Source organism: Oceanobacter sp. 4_MG-2023 (assembly GCF_030689165.1).
Lineage (GTDB): Bacteria > Pseudomonadota > Gammaproteobacteria > Pseudomonadales > Oceanobacteraceae > Oceanobacter.
In genome coordinates, this window is the sequence record NZ_JAUYVV010000020.1 from 38,158 (window position 1) to 60,384 (window position 22,227).

At 53.5% G+C, this 22,227-nt stretch carries 19 protein-coding genes; 9 read left to right on the top strand and 10 right to left on the bottom strand.

Going from position 1 to position 22,227, the window contains the following annotated elements:
- Positions 1-116 precede the first annotated feature (116 nt).
- The 4 genes from Q8W24_RS13220 (at position 117) to Q8W24_RS13235 (ending at position 6,327) form a co-directional block, all read left to right on the top strand.
- Positions 117-1,004: a hypothetical protein gene (locus Q8W24_RS13220; protein ID WP_305475576.1), complete on the top strand. Its 888-nt coding sequence runs from the start codon at positions 117-119 to the stop codon at positions 1,002-1,004.
- Between the two features lie 57 nt (positions 1,005-1,061).
- Positions 1,062-3,011: a choice-of-anchor tandem repeat GloVer-containing protein gene (locus tag Q8W24_RS13225; protein ID WP_305475578.1), complete on the top strand. Its 1,950-nt coding sequence runs from the start codon at positions 1,062-1,064 to the stop codon at positions 3,009-3,011.
- 164 nt (positions 3,012-3,175) lie between these two features.
- Complete coding sequence (locus Q8W24_RS13230; protein WP_305475580.1) at positions 3,176-4,999, top strand: type I secretion system permease/ATPase; 1,824 nt, start codon at positions 3,176-3,178, stop codon at positions 4,997-4,999.
- The gene (locus Q8W24_RS13235; RefSeq protein WP_305475582.1) at positions 4,996-6,327 is read left to right on the top strand and encodes an HlyD family type I secretion periplasmic adaptor subunit; all 1,332 of its coding nucleotides are present in this window, start codon (positions 4,996-4,998) and stop codon (positions 6,325-6,327) included. Before Q8W24_RS13230 ends, Q8W24_RS13235 begins: the two co-directional genes overlap by 4 nt.
- A gap of 69 nt (positions 6,328-6,396) precedes the next feature.
- Here Q8W24_RS13235 and choV read toward each other — a convergent pair whose 3' ends face one another.
- The 6 genes from choV to betI all read right to left on the bottom strand — a co-directional run bounded on the left by choV (position 6,397) and on the right by betI (position 13,539).
- Entirely contained in the window at positions 6,397-7,581 is a 1,185-nt protein-coding gene (gene choV / locus Q8W24_RS13240; RefSeq protein ID WP_305475584.1) for a choline ABC transporter ATP-binding protein, read from the bottom strand.
- 2 nt (positions 7,582-7,583) lie between these two features.
- A complete protein-coding gene (choW, locus tag Q8W24_RS13245) occupies positions 7,584-8,426 on the bottom strand; it encodes a choline ABC transporter permease subunit (RefSeq protein WP_303433260.1) in 843 nt (280 codons plus the stop codon).
- 255 nt (positions 8,427-8,681) lie between these two features.
- Positions 8,682-9,623, bottom strand: a complete 942-nt coding sequence (locus Q8W24_RS13250; RefSeq protein ID WP_305475586.1) for a choline ABC transporter substrate-binding protein — start codon at positions 9,621-9,623, stop codon at positions 8,682-8,684.
- Between the two features lie 84 nt (positions 9,624-9,707).
- Entirely contained in the window at positions 9,708-11,438 is a 1,731-nt protein-coding gene (betA, locus tag Q8W24_RS13255) for a choline dehydrogenase (RefSeq protein WP_305475588.1), read from the bottom strand.
- Entirely contained in the window at positions 11,435-12,895 is a 1,461-nt protein-coding gene (betB, locus tag Q8W24_RS13260; protein WP_305475590.1) for a betaine-aldehyde dehydrogenase, read from the bottom strand. Before betB ends, betA begins: the two co-directional genes overlap by 4 nt.
- 11 nt (positions 12,896-12,906) lie before the next feature.
- Positions 12,907-13,539 (bottom strand): transcriptional regulator BetI, encoded by a 633-nt coding sequence (betI, locus tag Q8W24_RS13265; RefSeq protein ID WP_303433256.1) that lies wholly within the window; start codon positions 13,537-13,539, stop codon positions 12,907-12,909.
- A gap of 445 nt (positions 13,540-13,984) precedes the next feature.
- Here betI and Q8W24_RS13270 point away from each other — a divergent pair, with 445 nt between their 5' ends.
- A complete protein-coding gene (locus Q8W24_RS13270; protein WP_305452203.1) occupies positions 13,985-14,398 on the top strand; it encodes a heme-binding protein in 414 nt (137 codons plus the stop codon).
- A gap of 23 nt (positions 14,399-14,421) precedes the next feature.
- On the opposite strand, the gene Q8W24_RS13275 is transcribed toward Q8W24_RS13270, so the two are convergent.
- Entirely contained in the window at positions 14,422-15,003 is a 582-nt protein-coding gene (locus tag Q8W24_RS13275; protein ID WP_303433254.1) for a TetR/AcrR family transcriptional regulator, read from the bottom strand.
- Between the two features lie 120 nt (positions 15,004-15,123).
- Between Q8W24_RS13275 and Q8W24_RS13280 the strand changes: the two genes are divergently transcribed.
- Positions 15,124-15,675: a carboxymuconolactone decarboxylase family protein gene (locus Q8W24_RS13280; RefSeq protein ID WP_305415058.1), complete on the top strand. Its 552-nt coding sequence runs from the start codon at positions 15,124-15,126 to the stop codon at positions 15,673-15,675.
- Positions 15,672-16,364: a glutathione S-transferase family protein gene (locus Q8W24_RS13285; protein WP_303433252.1), complete on the top strand. Its 693-nt coding sequence runs from the start codon at positions 15,672-15,674 to the stop codon at positions 16,362-16,364. The genes Q8W24_RS13280 and Q8W24_RS13285 overlap by 4 nt, the downstream gene beginning before the upstream one ends.
- A 93-nt stretch (positions 16,365-16,457) precedes the next feature.
- Here the strand turns inward: Q8W24_RS13285 and Q8W24_RS13290 are convergent, their stop codons facing one another.
- Together Q8W24_RS13290 and Q8W24_RS13295 are read right to left on the bottom strand one after the other, a co-directional pair.
- Positions 16,458-16,775, bottom strand: a complete 318-nt coding sequence (locus Q8W24_RS13290; protein WP_303433251.1) for a 2Fe-2S iron-sulfur cluster-binding protein — start codon at positions 16,773-16,775, stop codon at positions 16,458-16,460.
- An 855-nt stretch (positions 16,776-17,630) separates the two neighbouring features.
- Positions 17,631-19,334 (bottom strand): amidase, encoded by a 1,704-nt coding sequence (locus Q8W24_RS13295; protein WP_305475592.1) that lies wholly within the window; start codon positions 19,332-19,334, stop codon positions 17,631-17,633.
- Positions 19,335-19,914: 580 nt separating this feature from the next.
- Here Q8W24_RS13295 and Q8W24_RS13300 point away from each other — a divergent pair.
- Together Q8W24_RS13300 and ykgO are read left to right on the top strand one after the other, a co-directional pair.
- Positions 19,915-20,181, top strand: a complete 267-nt coding sequence (locus Q8W24_RS13300) for a type B 50S ribosomal protein L31 (RefSeq protein WP_303433249.1) — start codon at positions 19,915-19,917, stop codon at positions 20,179-20,181.
- Between the two features lie 15 nt (positions 20,182-20,196).
- Entirely contained in the window at positions 20,197-20,337 is a 141-nt protein-coding gene (gene ykgO / locus Q8W24_RS13305) for a type B 50S ribosomal protein L36 (protein ID WP_303433248.1), read from the top strand.
- A 220-nt stretch (positions 20,338-20,557) separates the two neighbouring features.
- Here the strand turns inward: ykgO and Q8W24_RS13310 are convergent, their stop codons facing one another.
- The gene (locus Q8W24_RS13310) at positions 20,558-21,889 is read right to left on the bottom strand and encodes a peptidoglycan DD-metalloendopeptidase family protein (RefSeq protein WP_305475594.1); all 1,332 of its coding nucleotides are present in this window, start codon (positions 21,887-21,889) and stop codon (positions 20,558-20,560) included.
- Between the last annotated feature and the right edge of the window lie 338 nt (positions 21,890-22,227).

The window sequence follows — 22,227 nt, forward strand, 5'->3', positions numbered from 1 at the left end:
GGTCATCTCGTACAACACCGGAAAGCAGCGTTTACCTATCACATACAGGCTCTGATTCTACCGGATTTTACGGATACGACCACTTGTAAACTCAACCTGATCATGGAGATTTCAATATGAGTTTAACCATTACTTACGACAGTAACTTTTCCAGCTACGACGGCCTGCAGGACTACTTTACTTATTACGAAACCACCTACAGCGAGACCACACACGCCGCCAATATGACCTTTGCTGACGGCCCTGGCAGCGACCTGGATATTGGTGACGAAACTTACAGTGAGTCTTACTACTACACCCAAGTGATCGGTAGTGACCTGGCCAACACCATGACTTCTGAAAGTGATGTCAGTTTTCTGATTGCAGGTGAAACCGTCACTCTGGAAGACAGCAGCGGTACCACTTACTCTTCCGATGACATGATTTACACCGGTGGCACCTCACCATCCCACACTCTGGCCGGTGCAATCGATACTCTGACCTTCGGTGATGGTGCTTACAGTAGCGGTAGTCTGGCCTCTGATTTGTTCGCCATTGATGGCCTGTACGAAGCCATTGGCAACGGCATGTTGGATAACGACAGTGATGGTGCTTACGACGAAATTATTGATCGTAACTCTGCTACTGACGACAACGATGTGCACGATCTGATTAATGGTCTGATGAGCGGCGATATCAGTACGCTGGAAACCATCCTTAACGCCAATGACATTACTCACAACGGAACCAGCGTTGCCGATACGTTTGATGCCTTTAGCGGTCAAGATGCGTTTGTCCTGAGCGGGGGTGATGACCTTGTTAATGCCGGTTTCCAAGTCGGTTCCGGCGGTGATGTCATCAATATTGATGGAATCAACAGCTTTGCAGATGCGGCCGCTGCTGTTACCGCGGTTGATTACAGCACGGGTAATGCCGTGCTCACCTACTATGAAGGGTTTATTGCACATACAGTTGAAATCACAGGTGTTTCATCTGGCCTAACTACAGACAACTTTGTTGTTTAATTAACCTTTGGGGCTGCCTTTTTAAGGCGGCCCTTTTTTATTTTCTGGAGAAGAAATATGTTTTCCAAACGTATAATCAGCACTCTGTTACTAACGGGAATCAGTTTCAGTTTGCAGGCCGCTCCGTCGGTTGAGAGAATTTATTCCACCGATCAAACGGATATTGTACTCACCAAGTTTATTTACGGTTCTGACGGTCGTCTTTACGGCAAATATATCGATGGATCTTCATCTCCATCTGTTCTCTCTATTTTATCGATGGAACCCGATGGCAGTGACCCGCAATTGGATGAAGTCGACTTTTACTATGAAGCCACTACTTTGGTCAGTAATCATCGCGGGCAGATTTTTTTAGGGCACAGTGCAGAAACTCGCTGCCCAGAGATTCTTCGAGAAATACAAGGGAGTAGTGAGATTACCGGCCGGGTTTATGGTTCCATTACTAAATATACCCCTTGGGCTGAGGAAGCTTCGGAAAGAATGGTGGATATGACAACCAATCTGGGTGCGGCCATTTGTCCAACCGGCAATATGGTGTTGGATAACGACGATAATCTCTACTTTATCAGTAAGGCTGAAGGCGATACAGAAATTGAGGCTGTTAACCGTATTTACCGTTTAAGTGCCGAAGGCGAATTAGAAGTTATCAAAGAATTTGTTGTGGACGCAGAAGGCGACAATGAAGAGCAAGCGCTCGAAGAAGGTTATGATCCCGTCAATTTATTTATCAATGCCGATGGCCAGACGATTTACGGCATAAATACCGAGGGGGGCAATAAAAGTTTTGAAAGCGGTGGCACCACTTTTAGAGTTGGAACCATTTTTAAAATCGATACCGCCAATAATTATGACTATTCGGTACTACGCCAAGCTTATATTCTGGAAGACCCAGGTTTAGACTCTGAAGCATGGTTAACCACCACTAACGATAAACTTTATTATATTACCGATGGCCATCCGGCAGTAGATGGTGGTGATGGAATACTCAATAGCCTGGATTTATCTTCCGGGGATGCCGACACCATTGATGCTTCTTGGTTCAAGGTAGTCGATTTTAATGGCACTTCCTCGCCCATGGGTAATTCACCGCGTACTTTGCAATTGGGCATGGATGGAATGATTTACGGCGTCACTAGTAAGGGCGGAAGCAATGTAACAACAAATGCCAACGGTGAGGGAACCTTATATAGGCTCGACCCCGTAACCGACATATTTGAAACCTTATATGAGTTCAGTTCTGACAATGATGTAAAAGCCTTTCCGGTCGGTCTTAGCCCTGTCAGCCCAGACGGTAACTTTTTTGGTTCAACTACAGCTTCAAGCAGTACGGTGTTTAAAGTCGATACCGATATTATCCCAACGTCTCCAGTTATCACCGCCTTTTGGACAGAAACCCCTGAATTGACTTGGGAGTCGGGGGCTTTGCAGGCCACTTTGAACTGGAATGTCACGAATCCATCCGGGGAACTCAGCGACGTAACTTGTAGCGCCAGCGGCGACTGGGACGAGGCCATCTCTGAGCTGACAGATGCCAGCCAAACAGTGGTTATCGCTAACGAAGGCACCAACGAATTTGTCCTGACCTGTGATAACGGTACAGAACAATCCAGCCAAACCCTCAGAGTGCTGGCCTCCGGTCTACCGGATCCAGTATCCATTATTGATTTTCGTTCAGATTTGTACGAAGTCGAACAAGGTGAAACCTTTACCATCAATTGGCAAACCGAAAATGCCGCCAGCTGTGACACTAACTGGGGCACATTGGATACCGAGCAAGCTGTCAGCGGCTCTAAAGAAATTACAGGAGTACCCGGCGAGTATACGTATGAGCTGACCTGTACCGGTCTGGGTGGCGATGAAGTATCGGCAACGCCTTTAGATATAACTGTCGAAACCAGTGAATCCGTTGATGCCGGCTCCTCCTCCGGCGGTGCTTTTAACCCTCTTCTGCTGCTACCCGCAGCCTTGCTGTTGTTCCGTCGCCGTCGGGTGACGTCGGCCAGTTAATCCATGGATAGCCTCTGCTCCGGTTTCCGGGGTACAGCGATCACTCATAACGACCATAACCACCATTAAAATAACCATCTTTAACAACTACCTTTAATCTCTATCTCAGTCGGCGCAGTTACCCAGCGCCGGCTGGATAAAAAGCCTGAATCCCGGAGTCTGTTATGAAACCTGAAGCGGCTGCCTCAGCCAATACTTCCCCACTGCGTGAGGCGTTGTTGAGCTGCAAGTCGGTGTTTATGTCGGTGGCGGCCTTCAGTGCCGTGATCAACTTACTGATGCTGGCCCCGGCTATTTATATGTTGCAGGTGTACGATCGGGTGATCAGTTCGCAAAACAGTATGACGCTGTTGATGCTCAGTCTGATCTTGCTGGGCTTGTATCTGTTAATGGCAGCGCTGGAGTTTATTCGTAGTCGGGTGCTGGTGCGGCTGGGCACAAAGTTGGATATTCAGCTCAGTCAACAGGTGTATTCGTCGTCTTTTATTGCCAGTTTGCGCAAGGGCGGCTTTAACGCCAACCAGTCGTTGGGTGATCTTAACGGTATTCGTCAGTTTTTGACCGGCAGCCCCTTGCTGGCGTTTTTTGATGCGCCCTGGGTGCCGGTGTATCTGGCGGTAATCTATATGTTTGATGTCTGGTTGGGTTTGTTTGCAACGGTGGGCAGCCTGGTGTTGATCGGGTTGGCGATACTGAATGAAAAACTCACCCAAAAACCCTTGCAGGCAGCCAATCAGTCGTCAATCAAATCCGGTTATCAGGCGGACTCGGTATTGCGTAATGCCGAGGTGATTGAGGCCATGGGCATGTTGCCAGCGTTGCGGCAGCGCTGGTTTCAGTTACACCAACAGTTTTTGGATCATCACCGAATTGCCAGTGAAAAAGCCGGTTCGGTGGCGGCGGCCAGTCGTGGTATCCGTATTACCTTACAGTCGATGATTCTGGGGTTGGCTGCGTTGCTGGTGATCTCGGGTGAGATCAGTGCCGGGATGATGATTGCCGCTTCTATTTTAATGGGTCGTGCTCTGGCTCCGGTGGATGCGGTTATTGGCGCCTGGAAGCAATGGACCACAGCGCGGCAGTCTTATCATCGGCTGTCGGAGTTGCTGCAGGCCTGCCCTCCTCCTGTAACAACATTGTCTCTGCCCGCCCCTTCTGGTGAATTGAGTATTGAACATCTCAGTGCTGCAATACCGGGCACACGGCAAGTGGTGTTATCACGACTGAATTTCCAGTTGCCATCCGGCAGTGTGCTCGGCGTATTGGGGCCGTCTGGCTCTGGCAAGTCGACATTGGCGCGGCTGTTGGTTGGGGTATGGCCTGCGGCATCTGGCAAAGTCCGTCTTGATGGAGCGGATATTTTTCGCTGGAACAAAGCGGAGCTTGGCCCTTCGCTGGGGTATCTGCCGCAGGATGTCGAGCTGTTTGCCGGTTCCATCAGCGATAATATTGCCCGCTTTGGTGAGGTCGATGCCGAGCAGGTGGTCGCGGCGGCCAAGCTGGCGGGTATCCATGAGCTGATTCTGCAAAAACCCGACGGTTACGAGACCCTGTTGGGAGAAAACGGCCGGGGATTATCCGGCGGTCAACGCCAGCGGGTCGGGCTGGCTCGGGCCTTGTACCGTAACCCGGCGTTACTGGTGCTGGATGAACCGGACGCCAGCCTGGATGACGCTGGCGAACAGGCCCTCAAGCAGGTAATCATTAGCCAACAACACAGGGGCGGTACGGTGGTGGTGATTACTCATCGTCCAGCGCTGGTGTCGTCCTGCTCCCATTTGTTGGTATTGGCGGATGGCCAGATGCGCGCCTTTGGGCCAAGGGAGCAGGTGTTGTCGGGGGCGGCGAAGAAGATCAAGCCAACGCCGGAGGTTTATCACTCGCCAACGGTGTCGTTCAGCACAGCAGCCCCATCGTCGGCCCCAGAATCACCTTCAACGCCTTCGTCTTCTTCAAAATCCCACTCCACAAAGGCCAGCGGACAATGACCGTAACCACATTGCCATATGCTCACACCCTGCGCGCAGCCAACACAGAGATGGCCATTCCCTACCAGAGTCAGCGCTATGTACGCGCCGGCTGGCTGTTGATTATTGCCGGTGTACTGGGGTTTCTTGGCTGGGCCTCATTGGCACCACTGGACAAGGGCGTTCCGGTCAATGGTCAGCTGATCGTCGAAGGGCAGCGCAAGAGTCTGTTTCATCCGGATGGCGGTCAGATTGAGCGTATTCTGGTACGCGACGGCGACCAGGTCCACGCAGGGCAGGTATTGATCCGTCTGAATCCGACCCGGGCCGAGGCGCATCTGCGTGAAGTGCAGATTCAGTACGACAATGCCCTGGCCTTGCTGACTCGTCTGAAAGCGGAACGCGATGGGCAAGCAAACATTGAGTTTCCGGCGGACTTGATGGAGCGGGCCACCGATGCCGTACACAGCCAGCAACGGTTGTTCCAGGCCCGGCAGCGCTCACTGGCACAAGCCTTACAAAGCTACGATGAAATCATCACCGGCATGGATTACCAACTGAAAGGTCTGAGCGACAGCAATAGCAGCCGCCGCCGTCAGCGTGCCACGCTGGATGAGCAACTAGCGGGAATGAAAGCACTGGAAAAATCCGGTTATGTCTCCCGGGTACGCTTGCTGGAAATGGAGCGCCTGCACGCCGAAACCGACAGTAAACTGGCCGAGAATATCGGTCAGCTAGGGCAATTGCAGCAACAGCTGCAAGAGTTAGCCATCCGCCAATCGTCGCATCAGCAATCCTTTCTCGAACAGGTACACGAAGCCTATGCCGAGGCTGAACTCAATCTGTTATCCCTGGCGCAAAAGCTGCGCTCAGCCCAATACAGTCTGGAGCAAACCCGGGTATTGGCCCCTGTCGATGGCGTGGCCATGGGGCTGAGTGTATTTACCGAAGGCGGCTTTATCAATCCGGGCAGTCATCTGCTCGATGTGGTGCCTGCCAGTGGCACCCTGGTCGTTGAAGCCCAGGTACCAGTGCACCTGATCGATAAAGTCGAACCCGGTTTACCTGTTCGGATTCTGTTTCCTGCGGCCAACCAGAACCGTACGCCCGATATCATGGGCACGGTTGCAACCGTCGCCGCCGACCGCTCGGAAGATGATCAGACCGGCCTGCCCTACTATGCCGTGCTGGTCCGTATTGGCCCGGATGGTTATCAACAATTAGAGGATTTCACCCCAAGACCGGGTATGTCGGTCAGTCTGTTTATTCGTACCGGTGAACGCACACTGATGAATTATTTACTCAAGCCACTGCAAGACCGGGCCAATAGCGCACTGGCAGAGGAGTAGTCTTGCCACGGGCATCCAACCCCACGGACAAAGCCAGGCTCGATGCTCAATGGTGCACGGCGCGCAAGATTACGCCGTAGCAGCACCATTAAAATGTTTACCCAGCATGGCGTGATAGAAGTTATGGTCGGTCAGTACTCCCACCAGTTTGCCATGTTCAGCCAGCACCACGGGTTGCTCGGTGGCATAACGGATTTCGATCGCCCGTCGCATGGAAATATCTGGCGTTGTCATTGCCATGGTGCCCAGTGGTGGCATATCCGTGTTGGCCTCGATGCCGCATTGTTGCATGGGGACCGGTTCGCCGTGGCGATGGGCTGTTTTGCCATCGGACGCCAGCCAGATGTCTTTTTCGCTACACACCAGGGTGTCGTTCCCTTTCCGCGTCAGCTCATCCGCTGCGGTCATCAGAGACCGGCCAGCCAGGACATTCAATGGGTTGGTATGGGCAACAAAGTCTTCCACATAGGCGGTGGCCGGGTTCATTACAATGTCTTCCGGTGCGCCCTGCTGAATAATCCGGGCTGATTCCATAATGACGATATTGGTGCCAATTTTTAACGCTTCGTCCAGGTCATGAGACACAAACAGAATGGTCTTGTTGAGGCTGCGCTGCAGCACCAGCAGTTCATCCTGTAGTTGCGCCCGAATCAGTGGGTCGAGTGCAGAGAATGGCTCGTCCATCAACAGAATATCGCTGTCCATGGCAAATGCCCGAGCCAGGCCAACCCGCTGTTGCATGCCTCCGGATAGCTCCGCCGGTAATGCATCCTTCCAGTCGGTCAGACCGACCATGTCGAGTTTTTCCATGGCTTTCTGATGGCGCTCGGCCTTGCCTTGCCCCATCAGTTCGAGACCATAAGCAACGTTGTCGAGCACCGATAACCAGGGCATCAGGGCAAATTTCTGGAATACCATCGATACCCGTTCGGCCCGCAGCCGCCGCAAGGTATTGGCGTCACAGCTGCCGACATCAACCTGGCCGTCGCCATCCTTGACCAGTACCTGACCACGAGAGATCGGGTTAAGGCCATTCACCGCCCGCAACAGGCTGGACTTGCCGGAGCCAGACAACCCCATCAAGACACAGATCTCCCCTTGCTTGACCTCGATGCTGGCGTTATGCACGCCCACCACACTGCCGGTGGATTCGATGATCTGCTGGCGGGTTTTACCCTGATCCAGCAATGCCAGCGCGGGGGCGACCGTGTCGCCAAAAACAACATCAAGATTTCTGATAGAAATGGCGTTCATGGTTATACCTCTGCCTTGCCCGGCGCTTTGAAAATACGATCGAGAATAATAGCCACCAGCACGATGGCGATACCGGCTTCAAAGCCTTGCGAAATATTCACCGTGTTGAGTGCCCGGATCACCGGTTTGCCCAAACCATCGGCACCGACCAGCGCGGCCACCACCACCATGGATAACGACAGCATGATGCACTGGGTCACACCGGCCATAATGCTGGGCAGCGCAGCAGGCAGCTCGACTTTCCACAATAATTGCCGGGGCGTGGCACCAAAGGCCTTGCCCGCTTCAATCAGTTCTTCCGGGACGTTACGAATGCCGAGGTAGGTCAGCCGGATCGGGGCGGCAATGGCAAACACAATGGTCGAGATCAGGCCGGGCACCACGCCAAGGCCAAACAGCACCAGGGTCGGGATCAGGTATACGAAGGTTGGGACGGTCTGCATCAGGTCGAGCACCGGCCGCAAATAGTTGTACACCTTGGGTTTGTGACCGGCATAGATGCCTACAGGGACACCAGTCAGAATACAAATCGTGGTGGCGGTAACGACCAGCACAAAGGTCTCGATCATCTCGGCCCAATAACCAAGGTTGATAATCAGCAGCATCGAGGCGACAACAAACAGCACCAGTCGGATGCTGCGGTGCAGAAACCAGGCCATGGCTGCTGTCGCAATAATCGGTACAGCCGGGTGAAACCATTGGAACAGAGTCACCAGCGAGGTGATCACCCATTCCAGAGAAATGGACACCAGGTCAAAAAACCAGGCTCCGTGGTCGGTCAGCCAGTCGACGAATGTTTCCATCCATGCGCCCAGCGGCAATTTGTTATCGGACAGCCAGTTCATATCAAGCCTCTGTTTGTTCTGTTTTTTTTTGATCTGGTCATTCTGATCGTTAGCGGAAATCTCTGGAGAAGTCTGCGTTATCACTGGCTCAGGCTACGGCTCTGATGCGGTCAGAACCACAACCAGATCGGCGATAACACAGACTTGTCGAGAGACTCCAAACCAGAGCGGTGTTGGCCGCACCTGGTTCGGGATGGTCAGCCAACCGGTTATTGATGGTTGGTCAGGTTGGCCGTTATCCGACCGGGAGGCGGTCTACTTTTTCAGGTAGGCCTGTACCGCTGGCAGCGCATCCGCACCGCTGTTGGTTTTCACTCCGGCCAGCCACTGGGTCAATACGCCCGGGTTGGCTTTCAGCCAGTTGGTCGCTGCGACTTCCGGCTTTTTGCCATCGTTCAGGATCGCGCCCATGATTTCGTTTTCCAGCGGCAGGGTGAAAGTCAGGTTGGTCAGCAACTTGCCAATGTTCGGACAGCTTTCCAGATAGCCCTGGCTGACGTTGGTATGCACATTGGCACCGCCGTAGTTGGGGCCAAAGAAGTCATCACCACCGTCGAGGTACATCATGTCAACGCTGGCGTTCATTGGGTGTGGTGCCCAACCAAGGAAGGCAATCCATTTGTCACGACGGACGGCGCGCTTCACTTGCGACAACATGCCGGCTTCGCTCGATTCCACCAGAGTAAAGTCTTTCAGGCCAAAGGCGTTCTGGTCGATCATGTCCTGAATCAGGCGGTTGCCATCATTGCCCGGCTCGATACCGTAAATCCTGTCATCAAACTTATCGGCAAATTTCACCAGGTCGTCAAAGCTTTTGACACCGGCGTCGTAGGCGTATTTCGGCACGGCCAGGGTGTATTTGGCACCGGTCAGGTTGGGGCCAAGATCTTGCACGCTGTTGTTTTTCAGGTAAGGCTCGATATCGGCCTGCATGGTCGGCATCCAGTTACCCAGGAACACATCAATGTCCTTGTTGGCAAGGGACTTGTAAGTCACCGGCACCGACAGCAACTGGGTTTTGGTATCGTAGCCCATGCCTTGCAGCACCACCGAGGCAACAGCGGTGGTGGCGGTGATATCGGTCCAGCCGACATCCGCAAAACGGACGGTGTCGCACTGGTCAGCGCTGGCGGCTCCGGCGTGCATCAGCAGGCTCAGGGCGATGGTGGATACGGTAAACGATGTTGCAGTCTTCATGACTTGTCCTCAGTGGTTGAATATCAGTTACGGCTCATCACCAGGCGGGGCCTGGCGGTGCAGATACATCAGTGACGTTGGGCGTTATGCAGCATCTTCGCTGCCGGTGGAGTTGGCCAGCGCACGCTTGGGCGTACCGCTGCGCTGTTGGGTTGGCCAGTCGGGGTCTATCCAGACAGGGACATCCGCTGCGGTGGCAGCGCCCTTGCCTAGAATCAGGTCGGCGGCCTTTTCTGCCACCATGATGGTCGGGGCATTCAGGTTGCCATTGGTAATGGTCGGGAAGATGGAAGAATCCACTACCCGCAGGCTGTCGATGCCCCGCACCCGGCAAGCGCTGTCCAGCACCGCCATCGGGTCGTCGTCTGCCCCGATCTTGCAGGTACAGGACGGGTGATAGGCGCTCTCGACATTGGCCCGAACCCAGGCGTCAATCTCGGCATCGGTCTGAACCGCCGCACCGGGCTGGATTTCATCCCCCCGATACGCGTCCAGCGCCGGTTGCAGAATGATTTCGCGAGTCAGGCGAATGGTGTCGCGCCAGTCCTGCCGGTCTTGTTCGGTGCCGATGTAATTAAAGAAAATCGATGGTTTGGCGTGAGGGTCGGCAGAAGTAATCCAGACCTTGCCGCGGCTGGCCGGTTTATTCGGCCCGACATGCACCTGGAAGCCATGACCATCGAAGGCTGCCTGACCGTCGTAACGCATCGCCGCAGGCAAGAAGTGATATTGAATATTGGGCCATTCCACTCCCGCCCGGGAGCGAATAAAGGCGCAGCTTTCGAAGTGGTTGGTGGCGCCCAGACCATTTTTGAACAGCAGCCAGCGAGCACCGATCAACCCCTTGTTAAACAGGTCGAGTTTGCCGTTCAGGGTGATTGGCTGGTGGCAGTAAAACTGGAAATAGACTTCCAGATGGTCTTGCAGGTTTTCGCCCACTCCCGGCAGCTCGTGTTGCACGCTGACGCCAGCCTTGGCCAGGACATCCCTGGGGCCAATCCCGGATAATTGCAGCAACTGTGGTGAACCGATGGAGCCTGCCGCCAGAATCACTTCCCGGCGGGCAGTGTGCTGTTCGACCTTGCCGTTGCTTTCAAACTGGATGCCAGTGGCTTCCAGCGTCGGGCCATCGCCGTTCAACAACACCTTGTGTACCACCACACCGGTTTTCAGCGTCAGGTTGGGACGCGATAGCGCCTCCCGCAAATAGGCATTGGAAGTCGAGGCCCGCACACCGTCTTTGACGGTCATATGCATTGGCCCAAAGCCTTCCTGCTGATAACCGTTGTAGTCCGGAGTGTATGGATAGCCGGCGTCTTTACCGGCGTCGATAAAGGCTTGATACAGCGGGTTCAGGCTCATGTTGTTGCCGTTGTTGGTGCCGACCGGGCCATGACCACCGCGGTATTCGCTCTCGCCACCCATCCAGCACTCGGCCTTTTTGAAATACGGCAAGCAGTGCTGGTAATCCCACCCTTCTGCGCCGTGGGCTTGCCATTCGTCAAAGTCTCGGGCATGGCCACGGACGTACACCATGCCATTAATGGATGATCCGCCACCCAGCACCTTGCCGCGCGGGCAATGTAATACCCGGTTGTCGATGCCCGGCTCTGGCAGGGTTTCAAACTGCCAGGCGTATTTTTCGGTATTCATCGGGTACGACAGCGCGGTCGGCATCTGGATAAATATGCTTTTGTCGCTGCCACCGGCTTCCAGTAACAACACCTTGTACTCGCCGCTGGCGCTCAGGCGATTGGCCAGCACACAACCAGCACTGCCGGCGCCGACAATAATAAAATCGTATTGACCACTCATGCGTAAGGACTCTCGACATCTCCCAGCTCAATAAACACGCTTTTGGTCTGGGTATAGTGATTCAGGGTTTCCACCCCGTTTTCTCGGCCAATGCCCGACAACTTGTAACCACCCACGGGCATTTCGGCCGGTGAAGCGCCCCAACTGTTGATCCAGCAAATACCGGCTTCCATTGCCGCGATCACCCGATGGGCACAGGAGAAATCACGGGTAAAGACCCCGGCAGCCAGACCGAAGTCCGTTGCGTTGGCACGGCGGATCACCTCCGCTTCATCACTGAAACGCAGCACCGACATCACCGGGCCAAAGATCTCATCTTTCACGTTAGGCATATCGTCGTGGCAATCGGCAAAGACGGTCGGCTGCACAAAAGCCCCCTTGGCACAGTCACCGGTCATGGCCCGTTCACCACCAATCACCAGACGGGCACCCGCCTCTTTGGCGGCGTCGATATATCCCAGTACCTTGTGCATATGGTCGATACTGATCAGCGCCCCGACCTGGGTAGCTGGATCGCTGGGGTCGCCCATGGTCAGCCTGGCGGTGCGTTCTTGCAGCTGGCTGAGGAAGGCGTCGTAAATGGCATCGTGCACAAACACCCGGGTGCCGTTGGTGCAGACTTCGCCCTGGGTGTAAAAATTAGCAATCATTGCCGCCGACACCGCGTTGGTCAGATCGGCGTCATCAAAAATGATCAGTGGTGATTTGCCACCCAGCTCCATGGTGATGTCTTTCAGTGTGGTGGCACTGGCAGCCATCACTTTTTTGCCGGTACCGCACTCGCCGGTAAACGACACCTTGGCAATATCAGCGTGATGAGTCAGCGCTTCCCCGACCCGGTAGTCCCCTTGCACGACGTTAAAAACACCATCCGGCACACCGGCTTCGGTGTAAATCTCGGCCAGCTTCATCGCCGTCAGCGGCGTTTCTTCCGAGGGTTTGAACACCATGGCGTTACCGGCTGCCAGCGCCGGAGCGGATTTCCACATGGCGATCTGGATCGGGTAATTCCAGGCACCGATGCCAGCCACGACACCCAATGGTTCGCGGCGGGTATAGAAAAAGTTGCTGCCACCCAGATCTTGCTGCTCGCCCTGAATCGACGGTGCCAGGCCCGCAAAATATTCCACCACATCGGCACCGGTGACGATGTCGACGCAGTTGGCTTCCTGAATCGGCTTGCCAGTGTCCAGTACTTCCAGCATGGCCAGCTCGTCGTTACGCTGGCGCAGAATCTCAACCGCCTTGCGCAAAATACGGCTGCGTTCCATCCCGGTCATGGCCGACCAGACCTTGAAACCGGCCTGGGCAGAAACCACAGCCCGGTCGACGTCGGCACTGGAGGCCTGCTGGATCAGTGCAATGGTTTCGCCGGTTGCCGGGTTACAGGTCGCAAATGTTTTACCAGAAGTGGCGTCCTGATACTGGCCGTGAATGTACAGAGTGTGGGTTTGCATGGAGTTACCTTCTAGTTCTGAATAGGGGTCGTCGGTCGGGCCGGGGCATCATCAGCATCGACGCTCGCCAGTTGCTGGCCGATGTAATCACTGATCAGTTTTTTCGCCATCCCGACATCAATGCCTTCCGGCCGTAATGCGCCACGCAGCCAGATACCATCGATCAGCGCCGCGATGGTCTGGGCGGTCTGCCAGGCCTGATGCCGGGGCATCACCTGCTTCAACTCAAACATCAGATACGACAGCAAGCGCTTTTCGTTGACCCGCTGTAACCGGAACAGCGCCGGTACGTGCATCGATTGCGACCAGAACGCCAGCCAGGTTTTTACCACCCGTGGGTCCGTCTGCGACTTGTCGAAGTTACCGCAGACAATGGCATCCAGACGGCCACGGACATCATCACGCGCCACCTGATCCAGCTGCTTGCGGACACTGCTCGATAGTTGTTTCAGCACCGACCGCATGGTCGCCTCTAGCAAATTATCCTTGCCGCCAAAGTGGTGGTTGATAATGGCCGGCGATACCCCTGCCTTGCCGCTGATAATTACTACGCTGGCTTTGTGTAAACCCACTTCGTTGATTGAATCCATGGTGGCCTCAATCAATTGTGGTCTACGTATTTCTGCTACTCCCAACTTCGGCATAGGAAGTCCTCTACTGGCCAGAATCTTTTTTGTTAAATGATCGTTTAACCAAAATGTAACGGCTTCAGCGCTGATGTCAACTGAAGAGGCGCAGATAATCCACACTGTCAGGTATGAAGGCAGGCGGTTCGTGAATGGATTGTTGGCGTGGAAAACCCCATAGGGCAACGGTTTGCAGGGAGATTTTTAGTTAGGACTCTAACTAAAATGATGAAAAAATAAACAGGTCATTAAACGGCGTCTGCCATGATCTGGCGCTGTGTTCGAACAATCACAGAGGGCGTCCGTCCGGGTCGTTACTGCCTGAGTCTGGTCTCTTCGGTATTGTAAAATCCCGAATCTGGTACTCTGCCGATCCTGCCCCAGTGGTAGCATCGTCACTCTTTGGATGCTGTCTTGGCGGCTGCATTCATGCATTCCGATTTCCTGATAAAAAGGTCACGCCATGAACCCGATCAATTGCCAACAAGCTCGCCAGATGCTCGATGATGCGGTTAAACAAGCCGAGGATATGGGATTGAATGTCTGTATTTCGGTCGTCGACAGCGGTGCCAACCAGGTTGCTTTCCTGCGGATGGACAAGGCCTTTCTGGGGTCAACTGAAGTCAGTCAGCGCAAGGCCAGGACAGCGGTTTTATTTCAGTGCCCGACCGATGTGTTTGGTCAGGTTATCGAGCAAGAGAAGCTGCTCGGCATGGATCAGATCGATGGTGGCCTGATGGCATTCGGGGGTGGTTTGCCCATTCTGGTGAATGGCGAACTGATTGGAGCGGTAGGCGTTTCAGGCGCGACGGCCAAGCAGGACAAGGCTATTGCGACAACGGCCATAACCGCTCTGTTGGCGCAGCTGGCGTCGTAAACGCCAGCAATCCGCTCGCTCTGTCAGCCGCGCAGATGCTCAAACACATCGTCGACCAATTCATCGAGATGGCATTCACCCGGGCGGGCACGCGCATAAGAGCGTAACCCCATCAGCTGGACCTGCAAATAACGTGCTTGCCGCTCTGGATCAGCAGTCGCTGCGGTCTCTCCGCTTGCTCGCGCCTGAGTCAGTACCTCGGCAAAGGCGGCTTCCATTTCGGCCAGCCAATATTTGGCTTCTGCCAGTAAATCGGCGTTGTCATCGGTCAGTTCGGTGATGGTTTTCACCAGCATACACATACTGCTGGGAGTCGATGCCGGATCACTGCATACCGCGCCTTTAACAAAGGCTTTTAATCCGGCCAGCGGCGATCCCGCCTGCTCCACACTGGTACGCAGCCGCGCTTTACTCATCGCGGCATAGTGGCCCAGCACTTCCTTGAACAAGCCTTCTTTACTGCCGAAGCTGGCGTAAATACTGCCAGGACGCATATCCATGGCCTGCTGGATATTACGCATGGAGGTAGCGTGAAACCCTTTTGCCCAAAACAGTTGTGTGGCGTTGTGGATCGCCTCTTGGCGATCATGCTTGGCGTGAGACACCCTTGAATTCTCTTTTTGTAACGATCGTTCAATTCTACCTTGAACAAACGTTCAAATCCAGCTAGAGTGATTCCAATGATTAATAAATAACCGCGACAATCGCGGGCCTCTGGAGCAAACATGCAATCCTTTACTCTGCACACCCTGGAATCCGCCCCGGCCGAAAGCAAGCCGCTGCTGGAAAAATCGTTACGAGCCTTTGGCTCTATTCCGGGTCTGCACGCCGTGATGGCCGAATCGCCAGAAACACTGGAAGCCTACCAACAGCTGCACCAATTATTTACGCAAACCTCATTTGATGCTGAAGAACTCACCGTCGTCTGGCAAACCATCAATGTTGAACACCAGTGCCATTACTGCGTACCGGCTCACACTGCCATTGCCAATATGATGAAGGTTGATCCGGCGCTGACCGAAGCACTCCGTAATGGTACGGCCATGCCAACCGCCAAACTGCAAGCGCTGCATGACACCACACTGGCGATGCTGCGTGGTCGCGGCAACCTTGCCGATGCCGAACTGGATACTTTTTATGCTGCAGGCTATGGCCCCAAACAAGTCTTGGAGATCACGCTGGGCATGGCGCAAAAAGTAATGAGCAACTACATCAATCACTTCGCCAAAACACCAGCGGATGAACGCTTTCAACAATTTGCCTGGAGCCCGAAATGATCAAGTTTTACTACCACCCAACCCCGAACCCAACCAAGGTGGCCCTGTTTCTGGAAGAAACCGGCATGCCTTACGAACTGATCCCGGTGGACACCCTCAAGGGTGAACAACACCGCCCGGAATACCGCGCCATTAACCCCAATGGCAAGACGCCAGCGATTGAAGACGACGGCGTACGGGTGTTCGACTCCAACGCCATCCTGCTCTATTTGTCAGAAAAAAGTGGTCAACTGGGGGGCACACCAGCCACTCGTGCCGAGTTGCTGTCCTGGCTGATGTTTGTGGCTACCGGGCTGGGGCCTTACTCTGGTCAATCAGTGCATTTTCGTCGCGCCGCCCCAGAGCCGATTCCTTACGCCCTCAATCGTTACTGGCGTGAAGCCCGCCGTCATTATTCAGTGCTGAATACCCATCTGGCGAGCCGTACCTTTATCGTCGGTGAGCAATACAGCATCGCAGACATTGCCGCCTGGGGCTGGATCGACAAGGCTACCGTGGTACTGGGTGATGATGGTGCTCTGAGTGAATTTCCGCACCTAAAGGCCTGGTTTGACCGTATCAACAGCCGTCCAGCCGTCGAACGCGCCCGCACCATTGGCCAGCACGCCGAATTCCAGAGTGAGTTGGATGACGCTGCCCGTCGCGCCCTGTTCCCGCAAAATTACCCGGAAGTCGATGCGGCGGAATAAACCGCCACGATCAGCACGGCAGCAGTCCCCTTGCGGGGTACTGCTGTCTCGAACAGTAGAACAGTAGTTAGATAAACCGCGTCCGCGGCTTGCTCAAGCCTCAAGCGGTATCAGATGAATATCACTCTGGGCAAAAATACGACACGCCAACACAATACTCTGCTCTTCATCCCGTGGCGTAATATGCGCCCGACTCATCTTTTTGCTGAGGTAAGTGCCACTGGTCACCTTGACGCGGCATTTACCACAGCCACCGCCCTTGCAGCCAACCGGCACCGGGGAATTCTCTGCCCAGCCCATACTGGCCAGTACATTGTTTTGTGAGTTGGTTTCAAAGCATCGTGATTCATTCATCACGCGAACCTGATAACAGGCACGATCTGGCGATACAACAGTCTGCTGATTATTCATGGTCACACTTCTTTTTATTGTTAACCGATGACCTTTCATATTACGTAGGTAGCCCAAAAAATCGCCCATATATTGGCGTCAATTCCGGGAAATAGGATTCTTGTTTACGGGATCAATGATCAGCAGAGCAAACTAACCAGAACCGTCAGAAAGTCTGGGAGGCAACGCAGGGGGTACACATCTCCCTGGTGTAATACCGTCAATTATTCAGCCTGTGTGATCGGCCCTTGCTGCTATTCCATGTCATGTTCATCGCATAGCAATCCATTGTCAGAAGGGATCAAAGAGGCACTTTTTTCTGTTTTTCAAGGCTGACCAGTGTCAACAACAGAAAAGCATCTTGACTCTTCATGGTGCCTTTCAGGCTCCCGTCCTGTGTCCCGGGACAAGGGACAGCTGGATCATAGTAAATGGGGGATTACAATAATTGCCATATGCGCCCGTGGCGGCTTTTGATTTTGTGCCCAGCCACCTTAGGCAGGGACAGAGAAGCACCAATAAATACAGGCAGAAAAGAAGCGTGTTATCGCCAATAAACACGAGACCCCAACACAGAGAGAAATGAGCACGGTAAAAACCTACCCTGTTCTGTATGCGATGCGCGGGTGGTTATTCATAGTGATGCCAGGGAAATAAAACAGGCGTTTCAGAAAGCCGAGAGAGGTTCACAATTGAGGGGAGTCACGGTGTTGTGTCCGTTGATATTCACGGGTTCATATACTTTGTCGGCTGCCGCTGGATTGCACAGGATGTGCCCTGCCAGAGGACATACCCAGTCGACCCAGGCAATCAAGGTCAGACTGGATAATCTCGCGCAGAGCAATAAGCATACTGCTCTGCGCGATCACCAGACCGTTACTGAACAGACGTCAGTTCAGGGTAATAAGTCGGTGCTTGACGTGGCTGTGCCACTTCCTGGTAAGAGTAAGCGATGCTGATCAGCGTTGCTTCATCAAACTCTCGGGCCAGAATTTCGAAACCCACAGGCTGTGCTGGGCTAACGCCGTCGTCTTCATCCGCCATACCAGCAGGCATGGACAAGGCAGGGAAGCCAGAGAACGGGCTCAGACGGTTCGCACTACCAGCACTTGGGCTGCTACCCAGATCACCGGCCAGGCTTTGCAGGGTTGGGTACAACAGCACGTCGTACGGCTCTGCACCTTCACCAGCAGCGGTATTGTCCAGGGCTTCCAGAATACGGGGACGCACAAACGTTGGGCGATCAACCGTGTTCAGAAGGTATGTTTCATCAGTGCTCAGATCCACATCAAGGTTGTTACGTGATGCGATGGTTCTGGTGTTACGCTCCAGGTAGCCGGCGCTGTCCTGGAAGTCCTGATAGGTACGCAAGTGTCCGTCCAGGTTACTCGACCAGCTATGCAGGTAGGTTTCCATATCGCGGGCGAACTCATACGACGACATACTGCGGTATTTGCTCAGAATATCGTCCATATCCGGGATCACGACGTCTTCAACCGTGGCACCTGCCGCTTCCATTGCCGCCAGTGCTTCGTTCAGCTTGGCCTGTACGATCGCATTATCACCTTCATTATCACCAAACAGACCACGTACCACACCGATACGAGCACCGTTCAGTGCATCAGCATCAAGGAACGCGGTGTAGCTTTCCGGAACGCCTGTTACTTCTTGATAAGAGGCTTCATCAGCCACCAGTGCGCCATCGATATCGAAGACTTCGCGCTGACCTGAATGTGAAGACTCATCAAAACCAACCAATACGTCCATCGCAACGGCACAGTCTTCAACCGTCCGGCACATTGGGCCGCCAGTATCCTGCCAGGCAGCCAGAGGCATGATGCCGTCCTGACTTACCAGTCTCATGCTGGGACGAATACCAACCAGTCCACCGAGGCTGGACGGAACACGGATGGAACCACCGGTATCAGTACCCAGGCCAAAAACGGCCAGGCTAGCGGCGATACTTGCGCCGGTACCAGTAGAAGAACCGCCCGCACCTTTGGTCTGGTCATAAGCATTCTTGACCAGACCACGCACGGAGCTTTCACCACGGAAGCCAAATGCCAGCTCATCCATGTTCGCTTTACCCAGGATAATGGCACCGGCGTCACGCAGTTTTTCGATGGTATAGGCATCGCGGCTCGGCTGGTTGTACTGGAATGCAGTTGCACCACCAGACGTGTACATATCCGAGGTGTTGTAGTTATCTTTTGGCAGCACCGGGATACAGTACAGCGGCTGATCATCGAGATCAGCGTCGGTACCGTAATTCTGGTCAAATTCAATGGCTCGGCCAATGGCATTCGGATTGGTCAGCACAACAGAGTTGAGCTCTGTGCCACCCACCACCGTGTCATAGGTGTTAATGCGATCCAGATAACCGCTGACAATTTGCTCGCAGCTCATCTGTCCAGATGTAATGGCGCTATGAACACTGGCGATCGTTGCTTCAGAAAAGTTGAAATCCTCAGCAGCGGCGGCAGGAGAATCGTTATCGGAAGAGGAACTTCCGCAGCCAGAAAGCAGCAACATGGCTGCGGTTACTGCGGTAATACTGAGTACCTGTTTGGAGGCTTGCATATTTTTACCTTGGTTTGAAAATTTTGAAGAAATTTTCCCGGTTAATTTGTCAAGTCAGATCAGCTTCCGTTGTTGATCGTAAACATGCGTAAGCACACATCGCGCCACATCTTGAAACTTATTGACAAAAACATAGGTAAGCAGCCATAACACCATGATTTATGTCATGATCATTCATAAATCTAATACTAAAGTTTCAAATATAGTCCTGAAAAATATAAAAACGCCCATTTATAGAGCAATAAAATAAACCAACTGCTCTATTTTAAGGAAAATGATCTACCCGAAAGCCTCCACTCTGTCTGATCCTCAGTGATCCTCTGTCTGCGGTACCGGCTGCTCAACAGCAAGACGGCGCTATCTGGCAGCACTCAAAATCAATAAAACCAAACACCCGTTAGCAAAGAGCTGCCGCGGCTTATAAATAAAGATCCAGTGGCAGGCCTGGTCTGCCAGCACTCATTGATCATTCTTATTTTGACTCTCCAAATCAAATAAGAATAATTCTCATATTTTTTACTTTTAGATGCGAATGAGTTTCAATAATAAATGTTACTTTATAACTTTAAGGAGCAATGCCATGAAACCAGGGATTCATCCAACCTATGATTACGTTGTGTTTCGAGACACCAGCTGCGGCGCAACGTTTTTGACCCGATCAACCTGCACATCCACCGAAACCATTGAGTGGGAAGATGGCAAAACCTACCCACTGATTAACATTGAAGTGTCCAGTGCCTCCCATCCGGTGTACACCGGAGAGCAACGGAAAACGAATAAAGAAGGCCGTATTGCCCGCTTTAACCAACGCTTTGCGGGTATGAAAACCCGGCTGGGCAAATCCTGAACCGGAGGCTGATACATGCAGGTATTAAGCTCACTCAAGACTGCGAAACTACGCCATCCAGACTGCCAGATTGTCAGACGCCGTGGTCGTTGTTATGTGATTTGTAAAAGCAATCCCCGCTTCAAGGCTCGCCAGGGCGGAGTCAAAAAGAAATAATTCAGACGACGACATACAAACAAGGGCACTCAGCAATGGCCAGGAGTGCCTTTGTGCCCCCGGCATCACTGCCGATATTCCCTTGCAGATGGCCGGAACAGCCAGTGCCCGCAGCATGATCAAAGCACCGCATCCAGCACATCGACATAGACATAGACATCGCATGACGCGCCATTGCGGCACAGGATCACCAGCCCTTCAGACTTGCCGTCCGACCCCATCAGGAAGGAGCCGTGACCTGCAGAATATCGGAGCGGCTGGCAGCGTATTTCATCACGATTTGTCGTTGTTTGAGCTTGGCCTTGAAGCGAGCGAGATCCGCCAGAGGAATGGCAGCCGCCGTTGGGATATCCGCCGTCATAGGATCAACCGGTCGGCCGTTGATGTGAAACTCAAAATGCAAATGGGGACCAGTGCTGCGGCCGGTATTCCCCGACAAGGCAATTTTCTCGCCGCGCTGCACCTGATCGCCTTTTCGCACCAGAATTTTCTGCAGATGCAGATAGCGCGTTGTGTACGCACCACCATGATCAATATCGATGTATTTGCCCGCGTATCGATGATTACCGATACGCCGCACCGTACCATCCCCGGTACTGACGATCACAGTCCCCGGCGGAGTCGCCAGATCGACCCCGTTATGCGGCGACCGCCGCCCGGTAATCGGGTGCAATCGGTTTGGACTAAAAGCAGAACTGACCCGATAAGGTTTTCGGGTCGGCCAGCGCATAAAGGCCGGGGTTACGCTTTCACCCTTGTCATTGTAGTAATTGCCATCCTCGAACAGAAAAGCGGTGTAGGTTTGATCGCCACGCACCAGTGAAATGGCCTCCAGACGAGTATGGCCGGTGCTCTGGTTACTGGTGACCTCATGCCCGACAATGACCGAAAACGTATCTCCCTTGCGCAAGTCCTTGCGGAAATTCAACCGGTTCCCCAATAACTGATCAATCAGCAGGATTTGGGCCTTGGTCAGTCCGGCGCGAAGCGCGGATGTATACAAGCTGCCATCCACAACGCCCCGGAGCACTTCAACCACCCAGCGGGTATCCGCGGTGAATGCCTGATATTCAAAAGAGCCATCGGGTTGTTTGACATAAGTGACCTTGCGAGCCGCATCCAAACGCAGTGTGAGTGCTGAAAACCGGCCCTGGGGATCGTATACCAACGCAAGCTCGGTGCCTGGGGTCAGTGTCTCCAACGACAAATACGCCTCATCCGCCTCCATAATGTAATGCAAGTCAGTCACTGACACCTGGTTGGCACTGAACATTTCGCTCAGTGTATCCCCGGCCTGAACCCGAATGACCCGTATACGATCGACAGCCTCCCCGGCTGACGGCGTCTGTGAGGTTTGTTTCTTATCGTTATTGGCCGCCATGGGCAGATCAGCGGAGTGGTGATCAGGAGCAGGCAGCTGTGCCTGAGCAGGTGCCAGATTGGTAAACACGCTGACCAGCATGACAATGGCCACAGATCTGATTGTCCCCACTACCGTGGGGGTGTGGTCAAACACGGCCACCGGTAATCCTTGCCGTATCGGGCAGCTCATCCAGAATGCCCGGATGAGCTGTTTGATCCTGCAGTACAAAGCGCCGGAATCGCCAACTAACGACCGTAAGACTCCCAAAAAACAACACCCCTTGTTGATGATCGTCGCGGCCGTTTTCTGTTTGCGCGCCACTCTCGCCACACTCGCCACTATTGAGCCGTTATTCACTCTCTTGACCACTCTTTACCCTCTCTTCGGTTTCCTGGGGCGACGTGCCAGCACTCAGCACTCATCCCCCGCCCTCACAAATATTTCCCTGGAGCATATTCCCAATCGCCAAAATGTTATATTATAACATTTAATAATAATCAAAACGGCCAAACCAATGTCTCCATCCA